Annotated in this window: 15 protein-coding genes; 3 read left to right on the top strand and 12 right to left on the bottom strand. The window is 43.7% G+C overall.

Going from position 1 to position 20235, the window contains the following annotated elements:
- Window positions 1–77: 77 nt before the first annotated feature.
- From NSQ17_RS03770 to NSQ17_RS03720, 11 genes are all read right to left on the bottom strand, one after another.
- Window positions 78–1376, bottom strand: coding sequence for a citrate:proton symporter (locus tag NSQ17_RS03770; RefSeq protein ID WP_024719341.1), 1299 nt, complete (start codon window positions 1374–1376; stop codon window positions 78–80).
- A gap of 191 nt (window positions 1377–1567) precedes the next feature.
- A complete protein-coding gene (locus tag NSQ17_RS03765) occupies window positions 1568–2545 on the bottom strand; it encodes a tripartite tricarboxylate transporter substrate-binding protein (RefSeq protein ID WP_342467863.1) in 978 nt (325 codons plus the stop codon).
- Window positions 2546–2547: 2 nt separating this feature from the next.
- Complete coding sequence (locus NSQ17_RS03760) at window positions 2548–3246, bottom strand: response regulator (protein WP_338706009.1); 699 nt, start codon at window positions 3244–3246, stop codon at window positions 2548–2550.
- A gap of 3 nt (window positions 3247–3249) precedes the next feature.
- On the bottom strand, window positions 3250–4845 hold the full coding sequence (locus NSQ17_RS03755) for a sensor histidine kinase (RefSeq protein ID WP_144680263.1): 1596 nt from the start codon (window positions 4843–4845) through the stop codon (window positions 3250–3252).
- Window positions 4846–4986: 141 nt separating this feature from the next.
- Window positions 4987–8151: a collagen-like repeat preface domain-containing protein gene (locus NSQ17_RS03750; RefSeq protein ID WP_342467862.1), complete on the bottom strand. Its 3165-nt coding sequence runs from the start codon at window positions 8149–8151 to the stop codon at window positions 4987–4989.
- Window positions 8152–8267: 116 nt separating this feature from the next.
- Window positions 8268–9350: a bifunctional diaminohydroxyphosphoribosylaminopyrimidine deaminase/5-amino-6-(5-phosphoribosylamino)uracil reductase RibD gene (ribD, locus tag NSQ17_RS03745; protein WP_338706007.1), complete on the bottom strand. Its 1083-nt coding sequence runs from the start codon at window positions 9348–9350 to the stop codon at window positions 8268–8270.
- Between the two features lie 281 nt (window positions 9351–9631).
- On the bottom strand, window positions 9632–11389 hold the full coding sequence (locus tag NSQ17_RS03740) for a WD40 repeat domain-containing protein (RefSeq protein WP_035391378.1): 1758 nt from the start codon (window positions 11387–11389) through the stop codon (window positions 9632–9634).
- A 4-nt stretch (window positions 11390–11393) separates the two neighbouring features.
- The gene (locus NSQ17_RS03735) at window positions 11394–12197 is read right to left on the bottom strand and encodes an SUMF1/EgtB/PvdO family nonheme iron enzyme (RefSeq protein ID WP_024718589.1); all 804 of its coding nucleotides are present in this window, start codon (window positions 12195–12197) and stop codon (window positions 11394–11396) included.
- A 32-nt stretch (window positions 12198–12229) separates the two neighbouring features.
- Window positions 12230–12955: a GTP cyclohydrolase II gene (locus NSQ17_RS03730; RefSeq protein ID WP_017360404.1), complete on the bottom strand. Its 726-nt coding sequence runs from the start codon at window positions 12953–12955 to the stop codon at window positions 12230–12232.
- Window positions 12956–13472: 517 nt separating this feature from the next.
- Window positions 13473–14129, bottom strand: a complete 657-nt coding sequence (locus tag NSQ17_RS03725; RefSeq protein WP_058336489.1) for a methyltransferase domain-containing protein — start codon at window positions 14127–14129, stop codon at window positions 13473–13475.
- Window positions 14130–15267: 1138 nt separating this feature from the next.
- Entirely contained in the window at window positions 15268–15615 is a 348-nt protein-coding gene (locus NSQ17_RS03720) for a general stress protein (RefSeq protein ID WP_017360406.1), read from the bottom strand.
- A gap of 222 nt (window positions 15616–15837) precedes the next feature.
- Between NSQ17_RS03720 and NSQ17_RS03715 the strand changes: the two genes are divergently transcribed.
- Together NSQ17_RS03715 and NSQ17_RS03710 are read left to right on the top strand one after the other, a co-directional pair.
- Window positions 15838–16215 carry a YfmB family protein gene (locus NSQ17_RS03715; protein ID WP_017366799.1) on the top strand — a complete coding sequence of 126 codons (378 nt, stop codon included), beginning with the start codon at window positions 15838–15840 and terminating at the stop codon, window positions 16213–16215.
- A gap of 121 nt (window positions 16216–16336) precedes the next feature.
- Entirely contained in the window at window positions 16337–17341 is a 1005-nt protein-coding gene (locus NSQ17_RS03710; RefSeq protein ID WP_096881116.1) for an NADP-dependent oxidoreductase, read from the top strand.
- 35 nt (window positions 17342–17376) lie between these two features.
- On the opposite strand, the gene NSQ17_RS03705 is transcribed toward NSQ17_RS03710, so the two are convergent.
- Window positions 17377–18519 carry a DEAD/DEAH box helicase gene (locus NSQ17_RS03705; RefSeq protein WP_342467861.1) on the bottom strand — a complete coding sequence of 381 codons (1143 nt, stop codon included), beginning with the start codon at window positions 18517–18519 and terminating at the stop codon, window positions 17377–17379.
- 152 nt (window positions 18520–18671) lie between these two features.
- On the opposite strand from NSQ17_RS03705, the gene NSQ17_RS03700 reads away from it, so the two are divergent.
- Window positions 18672–20225 (top strand): ABC-F family ATP-binding cassette domain-containing protein, encoded by a 1554-nt coding sequence (locus tag NSQ17_RS03700; RefSeq protein WP_008343192.1) that lies wholly within the window; start codon window positions 18672–18674, stop codon window positions 20223–20225.
- Window positions 20226–20235: the final 10 nt, after the last annotated feature.

The raw sequence follows: 20235 nt of genomic DNA, 5'->3' as shown, positions 1-20235 counted from the left end.
TAGGGCAAATGAATGGAGCTTGCCCTGCAATAGGACCTAAAAAAGAGCGCCTGCATGAGCAGCAGACACTCTTCTCATTACCAGATCGAAATGGCTCCAATTAGAACCGCCATCACTGTCATGGCGACGACTGCAAGAACCGCCCATTTCATGCCAAATTTCTGATGCTGATCTAGTGATACCCCAACGAGTCCAACAAGTAAATGAGTCGATGGAACAAGTGGGCTTAACATATGAATCGGCTGACCAATGATAGATGCCCTCGCAATCTCAATTTTATCGACACCGTATGCTGCCGCTGTTTCTGATAGGATCGGCAGTACCCCATAAAAGTATGCATCATTCGGCATAAAGAAAGTGAAGATCCCGCTTGTTAGCGCGACAATGACTGGAATAAACCCGCCAAGCTGCTCTGGAATAGCTGAAACAATCGAAATCGCCATTTCATCAACCATTTTCGTCCCAGTTAAGATGCCTGTAAAAACACCTGCCGCAAAAATCATCGAAGCAATCGCCAAAACATTTGTTGAATGAGCCGCAATCCGCTCACGCTGCTGTTCTAAATTCGGATAGTTCACGATAATGGCAACACAGAAGGCAAGAACAAACAGAACCGTTAAGCTTACTTTTCCTGACACAAGCAAGAGAACCAATAGCAAAGTCAGTGTCAGGTTAAACCACCAAAGTTTCGGTCGCTTAATATCATCTTGCAGAGCCGCTGCCATTTCATTGGCATGAATCGGCTGTTCGAGCTCAATAACACCAAGACGTTTTCTTTCAGACTTCCCAAGAAAGTATGCCACCACAATCATGCTCAAAACCCCTGCGCCAATGACTGGAATCATCGGGCCAAATAAAAGTGATGGATCAACGCCAAGTGCACTTGCCGCTCTAGGTGTTGCCCCTCCCCATGGAATCGTATTCATAATCCCCATGCCGACTCCGGCGATACCCGCTAAAATAATCGGACGAATGCCAAGCAGTGTAAATAACGGAAGCATGGCTGTTGTTGTAATCATGTACGTTGTGGTTCCATCACCGTCAAGTGCGACAAGCATCGTCAGGACAGCTGTTCCGACAACAATTTTTAATGGATCGCCTTTGACGATGTTTAAAATTTTTGCCACCATCGGATCAAATAAACCTGCATCAATCATAATCCCGAAGTACAAAATGGCAAACATGATCATGACCGCCGTTGGTGCAACTTGCTGTACACCTTTGACAATCATGTCTGAAATTTCTGTAAAATGAAAACCTGCAATAAGAGCAAATGCAATCGGTGTTAATACCAATGCCGTTAGAACAGACATACGTTTCGTCATAATTAAAACCATAAATACAACCATCATAAGAAATCCTAAGATCGCTAACATTTTGTTCACCCCTTATGTTGTATACGCTTTCATTAAATGTTGGTATCCCATTTCCAACCCTTTCTGTCATGATATCTGACGCCTGAATTGAAGTAAATATTATGAATTTTAATTCTTTTTTGGTCGATAAATGCTTTTTGTTCATTTTGTGCAATTGTTGTTCTTTGTTGCTTCCATGAAAAAAAGCGGTCTCATTTGACCGCTTGTTCTCCTTGTATAAATTGCTCATATCGCCTTAATTGATCTTCCATAAAGACCTTTGCTTCTTTATTGTTCATATAACGGCTTGTCCAGCCTTTTTGTTTTAACTGATTTTTCCATGACTTCGTTTGCGTCATTTTTTGAAGAAGCTGATCCCATGCTCGAATGTCGTGCAGATTCATTTGCTTTGGTCCCATCACACCACGCCAATGAGAGAAGATGAGCGGAATCCCCTGTTCTTTCCAAGTGGGCACGTCTTTGAATCCTTCTAAACGCTGATTCGTTGTGGTCGCAACAAGCTTCAGTCTTTTCTTTTCATAATCATGACGAACCTCCGTAATGGTCGTGGTTGCCGCATCTACCTCATGGTCAATGAGTGCTTGAAATAAATCATCTGCACTGTCAAATTTTAAAAACTGAATGCGGTACGGATCAATTCCTGCCATTTCGGCAGCCCGTGCGAATGAGATTTGATCATCATTTCCAAAGTCCGGGGCAAACCCAATTTTTAAGGAATCTGGTTTCTTTTTTAATGCGTGTAATAGCTCTTTTCCATTTGAGAAAGGAGAATCAACTGGCACTGCGACTACCTGCCACTCTTCCGCAAGAATAGCAAGCGGGGTGACATCATTCATGGTCACGTTACTGCTGCCCAGCAAATTACGGCTTAATAATAAGCTTGAATTTAAACTGATATAATTGGCATCTCGCTCCATCATATAGGTCCATCCTTTATCAACCGTTCCACCTCTTTGATAAAGAATATGCACAGGCTCCTTCACCAGCTTTTCTTGTTCTAGTACGGTTTTCATCACTTGAGCTGTTTGGTCAAATCCGCCATCAGGTACACCTGATACCACAATATATAATGGGCTGTGCTTCAGGAAAGAATCTTTTGCTGTTTTTTCATTAAAGGTGAGCGTTGTACAAAGGCAGACCAAAATGAGTAAGAGTATTCCTTTTTTCATTTTTATGACTCCGTTTGTTTTTTGGCGGGATAATATTTTCGTTCTGGTCTACCAATGATTCCATACGCCAGCTCTGCCCGGCATTCTCCCGTTGTCACAAGATACTCTACGTATCGTCTTGCTGTTGTACGTGATGCGCCCATTTTTTCTCCGAGTTCTTCCGCTGTAATTCCGTTCATCTCTGCTGCCATGAATGTTTTCACTTTGTCCAAAGTCAATGAATTAATGCCTGTTGGCAAGTCTCGCTCATCCTTTTGCTGCGATTCTTCCTGCATCTGACCAAAAAACAGATCAATCATCGTTTGATTGACTTCCTCTTTTGAATTGATTAACTCTCTCTTCTCTTGATATTCGGTTAAAACCTGCGTGAATTTTTGGGCGGTCACTGGTTTGATTAAATAATGAACGACTCCATAATGCAATGCGTCTCTTAACAGCATCGTTTCCGTTGCAGCCGTGATAATGATCACATCCACTTCAGGATGGCGCTCTCTTAACAGCGGCAAAAGGTTCGTGCCGAGCTCATCAGGCATGTAGACATCAAGTAAAATGAGATCCACTTGTTCTTTTTGAAGTGCCTCCCACAGATCCTTTGCACTCTTTGCCTTGCCGGCCACTTGAAAGCCTTGTACCTTTTGTATATAAGATTCATGAATCGCAGCGATTCGAAAATCATCTTCCGCAATGAGTACCTTTATCACAACCTATTCCCCCTTTGTGCCTTTCGGTATGTAAACAGTGAAGATGGCACCGCCTTCTTTTTGGTTCGCAACTTCAATCCAGCCCCCAAGTTCATCTAGCACTTCTTTGACATTGGCAAGTCCATAACCTCGCCCTTCTCCCTTTGATGAATGTCCTCTTGTGAAAAGTTGTGAAATGGCTCCTTCATCTACACCGTCCCCTGAATCAGATACCTCTATGATAATATCAAATCCAATATCTGTGATGAACAAGCTGACTTCTCTTTTCTCTTTATTCAATACAGCCTCAAACGCATTGTCTACGAGATTGCCAATGATGGTAATAAAGTGAGATAAACTTAAATGGGCTGGGAGCGGCTCCAATGAACTATTTTCATCAATGTGAAAATGAACCTTTTTCTCAGATGCCTTTCCTAACTTCCCAAGTAAAATGGCTTGTATCTTCGGAGAGCGAATTTGCTTCATGAGTAAGTCATGCTGGCGATTTTGAAGTGTATACTCTTCTTTAATTAACTCAATGGCTTCATCCACTTGTTTCAACTCAAGCAAGCCTAAAATAGCGTACAGTTTATTCGAAAATTCGTGTGTTTGTGCTCTAAGGTCTTCTGAATATTGACTGACCTCTGTCAATGTATCCAGCAGCTTTGTCAGCTCTGTTTTCTCCCTGAAGCTCACAATTCCTCCAAATACTCGATTGTCCTGCACCACTTTTTTGACATTTAGCACGAAGGTTTTATCATTGACGATTGATTCTATGTTAGGTTCAATCATCTCTACCTTTAGATAGGAAAGAAGATTGGCATTTGGCAACACTTGATCAATATGAAGAGGCAGCGTTGAAGAGACGCGTAGCATCTGTTCAGCTGATGTATTCATCATCGTAATGGCACCTTTACGGTCAAATGCAATGATTCCCTCTTTAATCGCATGCAGCATCGCTTCTCTTTCTCGATATAATGAAGCAATTTCATGCGGTTCAAGCCCTAATATATCTTTTCGAATACTCCTTGTTAAAAAAATCGCTCCAAAAACCCCAGGCAGCAAAACAAGAAGGGCAATATAACTTAATTTGAAGAGTTGATGAGCTGTCGCTTGATCGATATCTCTTTTTAAAAATTCGACACTGACTGTCCCAATAATCTCTTCATAACTGCCAGTTTCTTTCATGATCGGAGCACTTCCTCTGACAACGGTTTCACCATCAGAATCACCCGTTGATATGGAAGTTCCTCCAAATAGCAGTGTACTTCTTCCTTCCGACACACTGATGGTTTTCCCTACATCCTCATGATTCGTATGAAAAAGAACCTTTCCTTTTTGATTGGTGATAAAAATGGCATGCGCTCTTACTTGCTCTTTCATTTGCTCAAGCACAGCCTGTTCTTCATTTTGCGAATCTCCCGTGGCCACCGATGTTTTAATAGGCGGCATATAAGATATCGTTCTAGCAGTTTGCACCGCCAGCTGTTCAGCTTGGCTCTGCCTTTCTGATGTCTGCAAAAAACCAAAACAAATGGTCAATAAGGCAATAACAACAAGTAAAAGACCAATAATTAACCCCAAAATTTTTGTTTGTAAAGTGACTTTCCTTTTGCCCATCCTCACCGCCACAACCCCTAATTCAGTAGATTCACCCGAATAGACTCTAAGAAAATCATATCATTTTTTCTCATGAAGTTAAGAGAAAATTCACACAGATAAAAAAGGATGACTCAGTATTGAGTCATCCCTGTGTGCCTATTACGTGATGGATAAACCAGCACTTGCATAGCCTGCTACAGTATTCACTAAGGAAAGACCTGTAGCTGATGCCGAGAATACGACAAGTAATCTTGTTTGCGGTGTGACCGGTACATTCAGACCTGTAGCGATACCGTTTGTAATAGCCCCTAGCGTTAAAATCCCGGTTAACGCTGGAGCCAATGTGACGCTCGCTACTTGTGTGAAGCTGTTATCTGGTGTTGGTGAAGCAAACAGACTAGCAGTTACAGTAATACTCGTGCCAACTAAAGAAAGGGCTGCAGTCGTGCTAAAATAGCCGGCAAATGACGTAATGGTTCCAGCTCTTGGAACGGAGAATGCCATGTTCAACAATGTGCCTGCTGCTCCGGTTAAATCAATGATTCCGCCTACAATACTGACACCTGTCGCCGAGTTACCGAATCCGACCAAGCTAGATGTTCCAACTAGACCGCCTGCGATTGTGGTTAAAACAGCTGGCGTACCAGATGCAAATGGAATAATCGCACTTGATCCTGTCGCACCTGTGGCTCCTGTTGCACCGGTTGCTCCCGTGGCGCCTGTTCCTGTAGCCCCTGTTGCACCCGTATCTCCTGTTACACCTGTGGCTCCTGTGACTCCGGTCGCTCCTGTTGGACCTGTATCTCCGGTGACACCGGTTGCTCCCGTGGCGCCTGTCACACCTGCGGCTGCCAATAACGTGTAATCTGGAGACGTATCTGGTGTGCCAGTTGGTGGTGCTGTATTTACGACATAAGTTCCACCTTCATATGTCACCACTTGACCTACTGGATAGGTTGGAGCTGTTGCTGGGTCAAATGCCAAAATACCAGCTAACCCTACTCCGGTTGCTCCTGTATCTCCCGTTGCACCTGTGGCTCCGGTTACTCCAGTCGCTCCCGTATCTCCTGTTGCACCTGTGGCTCCGGTTACTCCAGTCGCTCCCGTATCTCCCGTTGCACCCGTGGCTCCGGTTACTCCGGTCGCTCCCGTATCTCCCGTTGCACCTGTAGCTCCGGTTACTCCGGTCGCTCCCGTATCTCCCGTTGCACCTGTAGCTCCGGTTACTCCAGTCGCTCCCGTATCTCCCGTTACACCTGTGGCTCCGGTTACTCCGGTCGCTCCCGTATCTCCTGTTGCACCTGTAGCTCCGGTTACTCCGGTCGCTCCCGTATCTCCTGTTGCACCTGTAGCTCCGGTTACTCCGGTCGCTCCCGTATCTCCCGTTACACCTGTGGCTCCGGTTACTCCAGTCGCTCCCGTATCTCCCGTTGCACCCGTGGCTCCGGTTACTCCGGTCGCTCCCGTATCTCCCGTTGCACCCGTGGCTCCGGTTACTCCGGTTGCTCCCGTTACACCCGTGGCTCCGGTTACTCCGGTCGCTCCTGTATCTCCCGTTGCACCCGTGGCTCCGGTTACTCCGGTCGCTCCTGTATCTCCCGTGGCGCCTGTCACACCTGCGGCTGCCAATAACGTATAATCTGGAGACGTATCTGGTGTGCCAGTTGGTGGCGCTGTATTTACGATATACGTTCCACCTTCATATGTCACCACTTGACCTACTGGATAGGTTGGAGCTGTTGCTGGGTCAAATGCCAAAATACCAGCTAACCCTACTCCAGTTGCCCCGGTATCTCCCGTAGCGCCAGTGGCTCCGGTTACTCCGGTCGCTCCCGTATCTCCCGTTGCTCCTGTGGCTCCGGTTACTCCGGTCGCTCCCGTATCTCCCGTTACACCTGTGGCTCCGGTTACTCCAGTCGCTCCCGTATCTCCTGTTGCTCCTGTGGCTCCGGTTACTCCAGTCGCTCCCGTATCTCCTGTTGCACCCGTGGCTCCGGTTACTCCAGTCGCTCCCGTATCTCCCGTTGCTCCTGTGGCTCCGGTTACTCCGGTCGCTCCCGTATCTCCCGTTGCACCCGTCGCTCCGGTAGCACCTGTATCTCCGGTTGCTCCGGTCGCTCCTGTTCCTGTTGCTCCTGTTGCACCCGTATCTCCTGTGGCTCCGGTCGCTCCGGTAGCACCTGTATCTCCGGTTGCTCCGGTCGCTCCTGTTCCTGTTGCTCCCGTGGCACCCGTATCTCCTGTGGCTCCGGTCGCTCCGGTTGCGCCTGTATCTCCAGTAGCGCCGGTCGCTCCTGTTCCTGTTGCTCCCGTGGCACCCGTATCTCCTGTGGCTCCGGTCGCTCCGGTTGCGCCTGTATCTCCGGTGGCTCCTGTCGCTCCTGTTCCTGTTGCTCCCGTTGCGCCCGTATCTCCTGTTGCTCCGGTCGCTCCGGTTGCGCCTGTATCTCCGGTTGCTCCGGTCGCTCCTGTTCCTGTTGCTCCCGTGGCGCCCGTATCTCCTGTGGCTCCGGTCGCTCCGGTAGCGCCTGTATCTCCAGTAGCGCCGGTCGCTCCTGTTCCTGTTGCTCCTGTGGCACCCGTATCTCCGGTGGCTCCGGTTGCGCCTGTATCTCCAGTTGCACCGGTCGCTCCTGTTCCTGTTGCTCCCGTTGCGCCCGTATCTCCTGTTGCTCCGGTCGCTCCGGTTGCGCCTGTATCTCCAGTTGCACCGGTCGCTCCTGTTCCTGTTGCTCCCGTTGCGCCCGTATCTCCTGTTGCTCCGGTCGCTCCGGTTGCGCCTGTATCTCCAGTTGCACCGGTCGCTCCTGTTCCTGTTGCTCCCGTGGCACCCGTGGCACCCGTATCTCCCGCAGCTGCTAACAATGTATAATCTGGAGACGTACCTGGCGTACCTGTTGGTGAAGCTGTATTCACCACATACGTACTTCCATCAAATGTCACCACTTGACCTACTGGATAGGATGGGGCATCCGCTGGATCAAATGCTACGATACCAGTTAAGCCTACACCGGTTGCGCCGGTTGCTCCCGTGGCGCCCGTTGCTCCTGCTGGACCCGCTGGGCCTACTGGACCCACTGGACCCGCCGGACCTGCTGGGCCTCTCCTTCCTCTTCCCCCTGGCGGTCCTTGAATGACACACACACAAGGATCTTTTCCGCAGCATGGATTTTTTACTGGTTTCCTTGGTTTGTCTGATTTACCTTTCTTACAACTATCACATTCCCAGCCATCATCCTTATACGCATCATACCAGCTTCCTTTTTGGTAGTGGTCTGTCGAATGAGTTGGGTATATCTTTCCGCATTGTCTACATTTTCTCATAGAATCACCCCCATCCATCGTATTCATCATGATCGATAAAGGTGTATGTACAATTTTATTTTTATCAAAAAATTTGAAAGGTCTTGCACTCTACGTGCAAGGACCTCTTTCCATCGTTAAAATGTCATCGTCATTTTTAAATCTTTTCCTACCATACTATATTCAATATCCGCTGGACGGATCGCCTTTTTTAGTTTTTTCACACCTTCTCCTTCAAAAAAAGTAGGTGCATCTTTCCCTCCGATTAATAAAGGTGCCATATAGATAACAACTTCGTTCACAAGTGATGCTTCTAAAAATGACGCACTCACACTGCCCCCTGCCTCTACAAGCACTGACATCACAGAGCGCTTCTTCAACAGGTGTAACACATCCTGAAGATCTGTCCGGTGTTCTCCGCTTGTGACAAATACTTGATGACCTTTTTGTATCAACTGTTGATACTTTTGATGATCATAATCTTGTGATGTACAAATTATGGTTTCTGCCCTATGATCTGTTAAGCATTTGGCATGAAGCGGTATCCTTAATGTTGAATCTAAAATGACACGAATGGGCTGATGGTTGAATGAATCCTTTACAATTAAGCCGGCATCATCTTGAATAATCGTTTCCACTCCTGTTAGCACCGCATCTACTTCTTGACGTAAGCGCTGCACTTCTGTTCTCGCTTCTATTCCAGTGATCCATTTGCTTTCTTGATCAGCCGTGGCAATTTTCCCATCTATCGAAATAGCTGATTTTAAAATGACATAAGGAAGGTTTGTTTGCATCAAATGAAAAAAAGGCGCATTTAAACGATCTGCTTCCTGTTTACATATCCCTTGCTCCACTTCAATTCCAGCCTTTTTCAAAAAGGCAATTCCTTTACCTGCAACAACCGGATTCGGATCTTGGGTGGCAATCAGCACTTTCTTCACACCACTGCTAATGATCGCTTCGGTGCAAGGGCCTGTTTTTCCGTGATGTGTACAAGGTTCGAGTGTCACATACATGTCAGCTCCCTTCGCCTTTTCTCCTGCCATTTGCAGCGCATGAATTTCAGCATGAGGCTCGCCCGCCTTCATGTGCGCACCAATCCCAACAATCTCACCGCTCTGAACAATCACTGCACCAACAAGCGGATTGGGTGAGGTTTGTCCTTTCATCGCCTTCGCGTTGGCAATCGCCAGCTTCATATAAAAAACATCGTCTTTCATCTCGGGCTCCTTTCTTCTCTCAAGGGAAAGAACTCCTTCAGAAAATGAAGGAGTTCTATTCTCATGTGCTAAACTTTCTCAAGCCGTTTCTTTTCAGATCGATCATAGTAAGGCAAGGAATAAAACAGTTTATATGATGCTCGTTGTTTACAAAAACAGCATTTGCGACATTCATATTTATTAATGAGGAGCACATGCGGACAATTGAGTACAGTCAGACCTTTTTTCATATGTTCCTTGCAAACACTTATCATGAGAATCCCCCGCTTACATTCTTTTTCTTAATGAGAGATTACTTCTTTCGGAAATTGTTCAAATAAGCGCAGTACTTCCGTATGTGTGCCATCTTCTCGAATATGATAAATACCACCGTCATATGAGCTTGCATATACATCATTTCCTAGTTGTCTAATGGCACTAATACCATTCTTAGCAATTCGAATCGGACCTGTATTGACATCTAGCTCTGGATTCCATACCACAATATATCCCCAATAGTCTCCGCTCACAATATAGCCAGAGTCTGTCACAGTGATGGATTTAATGGAATATTGATGCTCGTTGTGCTGATTTAAAATTCTGCCTGTATGCAAATCAAACAATCGGACGTTTTTATCACGGCTGACAATGGCAATACGATCTCTTTTGCTATCAATAAATACATCATTTAACAGCTCTGTCGCCCCGATATATTCTGCTGTTAAGGACAAACTCTTTTTATCGAGAAGACAGATGGTTCCTTCAACTGCCGCTGTGATGATATGATCTCCTTCTACCTTTAATGCTTTGACCGCGCAATCATGTGCTTTAGAACGGCCGATTTCCTTTAAGTGTTCAGTCGAAATGACATGCACATAACCGCCATAAGTGCCAATATAAAATTGACGATCCTCCTCATGGAAATACACACTATTGACAGGACCTGTGTTGAGATCAAAAGAGACCATTTGCTGCAATGACTCGTGTACAATATGCACCTGACTCGCATGATCGCCCCATGCATAATAGCTTCCATCCCGTGCAACAGCCACTCCATTTGTGAGAACACCTGTTGATTTTGCGATTTCGATTCCATTCTTTCTGAATTTTCCGTCATCTGATGCAGTGATAATATCACCCGCTTCAGTCAACGCAATATCATTAATAGAAGGTGTCGCCAATTCCTGCTCATCAGAGATCACTTTTCCTTCTTGAATTGACCATTCACAATACGTTTTCCCAAAGCTGGCTCCTAAAATGGCTTGCTCGTCTTCTGTCCAAACAAGCGAGCGCTCCCATTGATATTTATGAGGCAGCAGCGTATCAATTAAATCACCGGTTTCATAATTCCACAGCTTAATTAAATGGTCATAACCCGCAGTAAGCAAGTAGTTACCGCTCGGCGAAAAATTCACACGTTTCACACCTTGTAAATGAGCTTTAATGATTTTTTTCTCCTGTAATGTAGCGGCATCATAAATGATGACCGTGCCATCGTCTCTACCAAGGGCGAATACTTCTTTTTGATTGCTGCCGCTGATGGTATCCAGCTCATAATCAAACGGGCCAATTTCACCTACAATTTCTCCTGTTTCATAGAGCCATACAAGGACATAACCATCGTCACCAGTTGTATAAGCTTTATCCTCATGAATCCATACAGCTAATACATCCTTGCTATGTCCATGAAATTCTCTTAAAATGGCTCCCGTTTCAATATCCCAAACTAAGCATCTTCTGTCTCTGGACACCGATACAAGAAGCGTATCCTGCTTTGCAAATGCGACAGCTTCCACATCATCCGCATGACCATATAACGTACGAATTCTTGTATGTGTGCTAGTATCATATAATTGAATGGTATAGTCTGACGATGCACTCGCTAAATACGTTCCATTTTCCGAAAGGGATAAAGAGTTGATGATATGCTCGTGACTGCCAATGAATGTTCCTTCTCCCGTGGCCCGGTCCCATTTATAAATACAGCGGTCATAGCCGCCTGTGTAGACAATTTGGTCATGCTGAGTTGATAAAACGGATGTAATCGGTCCTCTATGCATGGTTTTACACTCCCACCTTTATATGTTGTTTTTGACGAGTAACTACACGAAAACCAGTAAATCGAAAAACAGGGTCTGGGTGTTTCCCGTGTCTTCTTGCGACTCTGCATAAATCTCCGCCTCTTGCGAAGGAGCCACCTTTTAAAATGTAGTAATCACTGCCGAGTGTCTCGGTTAAATCATCTACAACCTCAATTCCGCCTTCATATATGTGATACTTGGTGTTGACCCATTCTTCGACATTGCCACCCATATCATATAGTCCAAATAGAGATCTTCCTTTTTCGTAATGACGGACAGGTGTCGTTTTTTCAATATTTGATTCGTGCGTATTACAGTAAGAGGGATCAAACTCATCTCCCCAAGGATATTGATGTCTCGTATTGCCCCGGGCAGCATATTCCCATTCTTCCTCAGTAGGGATCGATACCTCATATCCAAGCTTCCCGCTCAGCCACTGACAAAATGAGAAAGCTTCCTCGATGTCCATGCCCCAAGCTGGATGGTCTTTTCCCCCGCCAAGTTCTAGGTTCGTCAAGCTCTCTGGATAAGGCTTTCCTGTCTCGTCGCAATAGCTTTGATACCATTCATTGGTGACGACCGTATCTGAAATGAAAAATTCGCTCATATACGGCTGATAAGATGGAAATTCTTTGTACAGCCATTTTTGAAATTTTTTCTCACGGCCATAGGCTGGATTCAGAAGTTTGTCCTTCCAAAATTCTGATGCCTTTTTCATATCTTCTTCATTACTTCCAATCGTCGCATAGCCGCTTGGGATTTGAATCCAATTGATATCAGGTTTCACGCTTTTCTCCCGCCTTCTTTAAATAAACTCATCTACTGATTAATTAATTTCTTCTCATCGACCATATGCCCTGATGCTGCTTTTGCCTTTAAATACGCCTCATTATAGAGAGAGGCTTCTACCGTATGATCAAACCGTAAAACCGGAAGACCGTAAGCAGCAATGGAATCGACTTTATCTGGATTATTGGTTAAGAGATGCAATGGTTTCCCTTTGTTTAAATAGTGCAAGACAGCCGCTGCTTCCTCGTAATGCCGATCATCATCTCCGCAGCCGATCAACCTGTTCGCCTCAAATGTATCCAGTTTCATTTCCTGTAATTTATACGTGAAGGCTTTGGCCATTAGCCCAATAGAGCGCCCTTCTTGATTGGCCATATACACAAGCATGCCTTTTCCGTAATCAGTGATTTTTTTTAGCGATGATGCAAGCTGTGGACCGCAATCACATTTCAGTGACCCAAACACATCCCCTGTTTGGCAGACACTATGAATTCGCACAAGCGGCGGCACTTCATTTTCAAAGTCGCCAAAAAGGAGACAAGAGGAAAATGTTTGCTGCTCGGTACTCATTTGTACAATAGACTCAACCGTTGGCGTTGTATCAGCTTCTACAGACGCAAAGGCATACCATGTAAACTGCACTTCTTCATGTTCAATAGAGATCGGCAGGTTCACTGGCCCCACGAGCAAATAGTGTTTTTCTTGAAATGTAAAATGATGAATCATTGATTGTAGTTCAGCTACAAACTTGTTCATTTGTCTCCCCCTATTCATCACTGCACCCCATTGAACTCTCTCAGCGCAGTGATGGCGTGATGAATATGTGTATGCACTCCCTTTGCATCCTGAGCACCGGTTCCAGCTAGAATCATGGCTCAGGAGAAATTTCCTGTCATACTGGCTGAATAGATGTGCGATGCCAATCATCCATCAGTACCTTTCATAAAGACTCTTTTTAGACTGTCACTTGTCCAGTACAAAGGAGCAGAAATCGAGCTTCATACGCTGTATTCTCTGTAAGAGAGCAACACCATTTGATGATTCTTGAATGGAAACTGACATGCTCTTTCTCTAAAAGAATATCTCTGCTAGCTTCGAGCTGCTTTCTCCTTTACTAGAAGCTCTGGTCCTTCAAATGCACGTCATCCGGTTGTGCTCTTTGATTGGATGAATAGTCCGTACTTCAATTCAGCTATATTGATTGAAGCATGACACCCGCCTAGGTATGCACCAAGAACCATCACATCAAACATCGCGTTTATCCTCCTTTGCACTAGATTTTGACAGCAATGACATGATGCTGGCTGATCCCAGCCTTCGCTTGTAATGGTGTAATCGAAACGAGCTCAAGTCCTGATGTACAAATCTTTTCTACAAGCTGAGTATCTGAGAATGAAAAATGGAAGCGTCCATCTTCTCCGATTAAGCCTGTTTTCCACTCTTCTCCCCATACAACAAGGGAAAACACACCACCTTCATGAAGCAGCGAGGAAATCTGCTTTAAGTATCGTTCGTGGTCATCAGGGTGCTGATGGTGAAAGCAGCCATGATCTAAAATCAGATCAAACGTCAACTCGCGCCCTTGATTCATCGACCAGGACATAAAATCTTGATGATAAAAATGGACAGGAACCTCTTTTCTCTTCTTTAATCCTTGCCATTCCTCATGCTCATAAAGATCAATGCCGGTATATGCCGACAGTCCTTGTAAATGTTCAAGAGCCCTGCCGTTCCCGCAGCCGATATCCAGCACCGAAGCAAGTGCATCCTTTTCCCTGGAACGCCATGCCTTCAGAGACATCACAGCAGCGTCTGTTAATGATGGATCAGTGGACCACATATCTGTTCTTTGCTCATAGTGTTCTTGAAAAGCCATGCGCATTTTCTCTAAATACAACCCGCTGTCTTCATGATACAAAGCCTTTTTCATCACGTGACCTCCTTCAATTCACAATCACCTTTCCTAATAAAGGTGGTTTTCAAGCAAAAAGCCTTATGATAAAATGAAAGATGGATTTTTTAGGAAATCTGTTTTCTGAAAAAGGAGAGAAGCATCCCACATGTCACTCTTCTTTTTCAGCACTCATCTTCACATACAACCACAGCCATTCAACTGTTACAGCGCCTCAGTTTGTTATACATTTTCTTCATATGGATTCACCTCCTTAACAGCGATAAGAAAGCGCTTTCTTTATGATGATCCTCTGAATACCTTGAACAATATCATTGAGAAATAGGCATAGTAGAAAGACGAATCTACCATTCTAAGCTATCTTTCATCTATTTTTTTGTCTAATAGATATTTCTTCAGTATCGCTCTGCCTCAGAAGCGCTCTCCCTTAGGTCTTAATGCATCATCATTTACCGAATTGATCCTGAAATCCACCCATCAAAAATTTAACAACTAATTCCATAATAACTTGATTAAGCCAAATATATTGTTTTTAGATTATTTTGTCAACAAATTATTTCCTAAACATTAGAATGATTTTCTAATTGAAAATACAGGTATATTTCGTGGTTTTTTGACCTTAAAACACTTATTTCTACACAAAAATACAACTTAAACCAATAGAACTAAGAAATTTATCTACTAAATTACACAAGATTTTTATTTCATTTTGAAATAAAAATAAAGATATCATAATTATTTCCCGAATGGTTTTTTGTGATATTTTCACTACTTTTTTCATTTTTTGATGGTACCCTTTGATATTTCTATATTTTCAATTAGACATTTTACTGTTTATCCCAATTTTTCAACCTTTCTTATTATAGTGAAAAAGACAGATGGTAGATTTTAATTATCGCAGCATGAAAAAAAGCCCCTTACAAAAGTAAGAGGCTTTCAGCGTGTAGACAAACCCTCGCATTCTTTGTCAGTCCTGCGCGCTGGTACTCACGAATGACAAATTCGCTCCGCGCCAGTGCTCGTCCTTCCTAGACTGCAAAGGTTTTCTATCACGCTGAAAAGAAGACAAAGGGCTAAAATCAAGTTCATTTTAGCCCTTTGTCAACAATCTGAAAAAAAGCCCCTTACAAAAGTAAGAGGCTTTTTACGATGGCGTTTATGCCCAATTTTTCACTTTTTCATGGTCAGTCACAAAGAGAAGAACTTTTCCTTCGTCTAAATGTTCTTCAAATGTCTCAGCTTCTTCTTTTGAGAAACCAATTTCGTGAATCTTATTGCGGAGTTCATCTCCCTTTTTGCTAAAGATGTTTCCAACCGCATGCTTGAGTCCAACTTCTTTTGGACCTATCGTATTGGCATCTGTGTTACTTGCAATACGCTCAGTTCGATCATCGTCATGGGACAGAACATAAATGTCCTCTCTTGCAACACCGAGTTGTTTTAATTGCTCCACATCTCTTTGAAGTGTTTCATCATTTGAATACTCTCTTACAACAGGTTTCATTTATTATTCCTCCTTTAACGTCTTACGAATCTTTTACCCGTCACTTTTGTCATTAAACCTTCCTCCAGCACATCCATTTTTACTCTGTGAACTTAATGCGTCTATGGACTTATTTTTGACAAAAAGACTGTGAATATGACTAAATTTTCTGAAAAATTGTATTCATTCCTTGTCATTTGTTGTACAATTCTTATACTGGAGGCTAGAAATGGGGTGGAGCTGATGTATTATTTTTCAGCTGAGCAGCAGTTTAATGCATGGGTTGTCAGTGATTTGGTGAAACAGCTTTTTCAAAAATGGAATCCTGAAGAATCAAAAGCAAAGCCGCTTACTTTGTTTGCTGAACAGCACTTTCACATCTGCATCGATTATCTCTTTTCTATTATTATTAACATTGGAGATATCGAGTCAATCGAACAAGATCCACAAGACCTGTTGTCCTCATATTTAAATATCCTTTTTCCTTTTGTGACGCACGATATGATGAAAGCCTCCATGCAAAATGCAAATGAATATTTATTAAAAGAACGTGATGCGGATGAGTATCAACTGTTTGGTTGTCTCCCGCCGCTCCTTTCTGTCTCTCTTCAAAAAAAGTAGTCCCCTTCTTTTAGATGGTGGCTGCTTTTTTGTATGTGCTTGGAAAAGACCGTATGTTTTGAACGAAAAGAAGCATCATGTTAATGTAAATCTAGGTTGCAAGTGAAAGGGAGGATTTGACATGAGTCAACAAAAACAAATTCAATTAGCAAAACGTCCAAAAGGGTTACCTACTAAAGATGTTTTTCATTTTGAAACAGTTGATATACCAACGCCGCAAGATGGCGAAGTCTTGATTCAAACGAAATATGTGTCTGTAGATCCTTACATGAGAGGACGAATGCAAGATACCAAATCCTATACACCTCCGTTTAAACTCAATGAAGTGATCCAGGGTGGAGTGGTCGGAGAAGTCGTCGAGTCCAAATCTCCTCAATTTGAGAAAGGTGATTTTGTACTTGGATTCCTTGGCTGGCAGGAATATTCTACTGCCAAAGCAGAGTCTCTGACAAAAATTGATCCATCCATTGCGCCGTTATCTTATTATTTAGGGATTTTGGGCATGCCAGGACAAACCGCCTATTTTGGACTTCTTGCGATTGGTCAGCCAAAAGAAGGCGAAACTGTTGTCATTTCTGGAGCCGCAGGTGCCGTTGGTTCTGTTGTCGGACAGATCGCTAAAATCAAAGGTGCCCACGTCGTTGGAATTGCCGGATCTGATGATAAGCTGGCTTATTTAAAAGAACTGGGCTTTGATGAAACCATTAATTATAAAACAACAAATGATTTAGATGACGCCATTGCAAAAGCCTGTCCAAACGGTGTCGATGTGTATTTTGACAATGTGGGCGGCGAAATCTCTGATGCTGTGATGAATCATTTGAACCGTTTTGCACGTATTCCAGTCTGCGGCGCCATTTCTTCTTATAACATTAGTGCAAGCGAAGACATTGGGCCTCGTGTGCAAACAAAACTAATTAAAACAAGTGCATTGATGCAGGGCTTCATTGTTGCCAACTACTCTGATCGTTTTGAAGAAGCGGCAAAAGATCTCGCACAATGGGTAAAAGAAGACAAACTGACTTACAAAGAAACCATTATCGAAGGTTTTGACCATATTCCAGATGCATTCCTCGGACTATTCAAAGGGGAAAATGTCGGAAAACAGCTTGTCAAAGTTTCATAAAAAGAAAGGACCCTCCATGTGGGAGGGTCCTTTTTTTATGCTTGCTTGGGCGCAAGGTGCAGCTGACCTTGCTTATAAACAATTTCCTGAAGCGAAAGATTTAGCTTTTTCGCCATTTTTTTAAGCATTGAATGCTCTTGAGATGTGACTAGGCTGATAACAGCCCCTTCTTTTCCTGCGCGACCGGTTCTGCCTGAACGGTGGATATAGCCTTCTTCGTTTGGCAGGTCGGCATGGATCACGTAAGGCAGATCGTCAATATCGATCCCTCTTGCTGCGATATCTGTTGCAAGAAGAAGCGGGAATTCACGCTGTTCAAATTCCTTTAAGATGATAGCTCGCTCTGCTTTTTTCGCTTCACTATGAAGCACACCGAGGTCGACATGGTGATACGCTAATTTTTCTGCATAAATGCTCAAATTCGTAATATCTCGCACAAAGACAAGTGCCTGCATGTCCTCAAGCCGTGATAGCTTTTGCAGTAATTTCACCTTGTCACGCTGATCACATAACAGGTAATAATGCCCTACCTTCTGCGCTTCTTCTTGGCTTCTGCTAATTCTCAATACCTCTGGTTCAGATGCAATGTCTTTGATCAGTTGAACGGTTTCCTCTTTCAACGTCGCAGAGAAACAAAGGATTTGTCTTTCTTTTAATGTGGATTTAATGATCGCTTGGATCGTTTTCATATGCTCTGGGACAAGAAGCTGGTCTGCCTCATCTAACACGATCGTTTTCACTTCATGCATTTTCAGTTTCTTGATTTTGATTAACTCTTGTACGCGACCCGGTGTCGCCACCACGATATTCGGGTGTTTTTTTAGCTTTTCCTGCTGCTTCTTGATGTTTGCCCCGCCTATTAAGGAAATAGCTTTGATGTCTGAACCTTGTTTGAACTCTTGCACGACATCAAAAATTTGCATCACAAGCTCTCTTGAAGGTGCCAAGATTAAGACTTGCGGGTGTTTGATTCTCACATCAATTTTATTTAAAAGCGGCAGAACATACGCAAGTGTCTTCCCTGTTCCAGTCGGTGATTCTGCGATCACATCGCGTTTTTCCGTAATCCACTCTGCTGTTTGTTCTTGTATCGCTGTTGGCTTCTCAAAGCCAGCCGCTTCAAAGTTCTTTTGAATAAATGGCTTTGCTTCTTTCAAAAATGCCCAATTTTCCGTCATGTTGATCTCCTTTATCCTCATTCAATCTATCCTTAAGTATCTCAAAATCAGCTTTGAAACGCAATTTTTCTTTTGGTGCTTTTATCGAGCCGGACAGTTCGATATAATCATGAGAGGCACTAGCCGTTTTGAATCTATTTGAGGTGTAAAAAATGATATTATCTGTTAAAGATTTAAGTCATGGCTTTGGCGACAGAGCCATTTTCCACGAAGTCTCCTTCCGGTTATTAAAAGGCGAGCATGTCGGCTTGATCGGCGCCAACGGTGAAGGAAAGTCAACGTTTATGAATATTATTACTGGCAAGCTTGAGCCAGATGCAGGAAAGGTCGAATGGGCAAAAAATGTCCGTGTCGGCTACCTCGATCAGCATACCGTGCTTGAAAAAGGAAGAACCATTCGTGAAGTCCTTCAAGATGCATTCCATTATTTATTCTCAATGGAAGCCGCAATGAATGACATTTACGAAAAAATGGGTGAAGCAGATCCTGATGAACTGGAAAAGCTTTTAGAAGAAGTAGGCGTCATTCAGGATGCCCTGACAAACAATGATTTTTATATTATTGATTCCAAGGTAGAGGAAATTGCAAGAGGTCTTGGGTTAACAGATCTCGGGCTCGATCGTGATGTGACAGAGCTGAGCGGCGGACAGCGGACAAAAGTACTGCTTGCGAAATTGCTGTTAGAGAAGCCTGAAATTCTTCTTCTTGACGAGCCGACCAACTATTTAGATGAACAGCATATTGAGTGGCTGAAGCGCTATTTGCAGGAATATGAAAATGCATTTATCCTCATTTCACATGATATCCCGTTCCTAAACAGTGTCATTAACTTGATTTATCATGTCGAAAATCAAGAACTCACGCGATACGTTGGTGATTATGATCAATTTAAACAAGTGTACGAAGTGAAAAAGCAGCAGCTAGAGGCAGCGTATAAAAGGCAGCAGCAAGAAGTGGCTGAATTAAAGGATTTTGTCGCGAGAAACAAAGCACGTGTCAGCACTCGAAATATGGCGATGTCTCGTCAAAAGAAACTCGATAAAATGGACATGATTGAATTAGCAGCGGAAAAACCAAAACCAGAATTCCACTTTAAACCAGCACGCACATCAGGGAAATTGATTTTTGAAACGAAGGATTTAGTCATTGGGTATGACGAACCGCTCTCTCGTCCATTGAATTTAAAAATGGAACGCGGGCAGAAAATTGCATTATACGGTGCCAACGGTATCGGAAAAACGACACTGCTCCGAAGTCTTCTTGGAGAAATCTCTCCCATTTCTGGTGAGGTGGAACGCGGAGAATTCCTGCATATAGGCTACTTTGAACAAGAAGTAAAAGAGCAAAACAGCAACACTTGTATCGAAGAGGTGTGGAGCACCTTCCCATCGTACACACAATATGAAGTCAGAGCTGCCCTTGCCAAATGCGGTTTAACGACAAAACATATTGAAAGCCGTGTGTCTGTTTTAAGTGGTGGTGAAAAAGCGAAGGTCCGCCTTTGTAAGCTGATCAATGAAGAAACCAACCTACTTGTTCTCGATGAGCCGACAAACCACTTGGATGTCGATGCCAAAGAAGAATTAAAGCGCGCGTTAAAAGAATATAAAGGCAGCGTCCTATTGATTTCACACGAACCTGAATTTTATCAAGATGTGGCCACTGAAACTTGGAATTGTGAATCCTGGACAACCAAAGTATTATAATCACAAAAAA

The sequence above is a fragment of the Bacillus sp. FSL W8-0629 genome (genome assembly GCF_038593225.1).
Classification (GTDB): domain Bacteria; phylum Bacillota; class Bacilli; order Bacillales; family Bacillaceae; genus Bacillus; species Bacillus altitudinis.
The sequence above is the reverse complement of the archived record's forward strand: the minus strand, read 5'-3'. Positions and strand labels throughout refer to the sequence as shown.

Bases quoted from the DNA above. Each gene is read 5' to 3' on its own strand.
- NSQ17_RS03770 (WP_024719341.1), bottom strand. From the start codon at position 1,376: ATGTTAGCGATCTTAGGATTTCTTATGATGGTTGTATTTATGGTTTTA.
- NSQ17_RS03765 (WP_342467863.1), bottom strand. From the start codon at position 2,545: ATGAAAAAAGGAATACTCTTACTCATTTTGGTCTGCCTTTGTACAACG.
- NSQ17_RS03755 (WP_144680263.1), bottom strand. From the start codon at position 4,845: ATGGGCAAAAGGAAAGTCACTTTACAAACAAAAATTTTGGGGTTAATT.
- NSQ17_RS03750 (WP_342467862.1), bottom strand. From the start codon at position 8,151: ATGAGAAAATGTAGACAATGCGGAAAGATATACCCAACTCATTCGACA.
- ribD (WP_338706007.1), bottom strand. From the start codon at position 9,350: ATGAAAGACGATGTTTTTTATATGAAGCTGGCGATTGCCAACGCGAAG.
- NSQ17_RS03740 (WP_035391378.1), bottom strand. From the start codon at position 11,389: ATGCATAGAGGACCGATTACATCCGTTTTATCAACTCAGCATGACCAA.
- NSQ17_RS03730 (WP_017360404.1), bottom strand. From the start codon at position 12,955: ATGAACAAGTTTGTAGCTGAACTACAATCAATGATTCATCATTTTACA.
- NSQ17_RS03725 (WP_058336489.1), bottom strand. From the start codon at position 14,129: ATGAAAAAGGCTTTGTATCATGAAGACAGCGGGTTGTATTTAGAGAAA.
- NSQ17_RS03720 (WP_017360406.1), bottom strand. From the start codon at position 15,615: ATGAAACCTGTTGTAAGAGAGTATTCAAATGATGAAACACTTCAAAGA.
- NSQ17_RS03715 (WP_017366799.1), top strand. From the start codon at position 15,838: ATGTATTATTTTTCAGCTGAGCAGCAGTTTAATGCATGGGTTGTCAGT.
- NSQ17_RS03710 (WP_096881116.1), top strand. From the start codon at position 16,337: ATGAGTCAACAAAAACAAATTCAATTAGCAAAACGTCCAAAAGGGTTA.
- NSQ17_RS03705 (WP_342467861.1), bottom strand. From the start codon at position 18,519: ATGACGGAAAATTGGGCATTTTTGAAAGAAGCAAAGCCATTTATTCAA.
- NSQ17_RS03700 (WP_008343192.1), top strand. From the start codon at position 18,672: ATGATATTATCTGTTAAAGATTTAAGTCATGGCTTTGGCGACAGAGCC.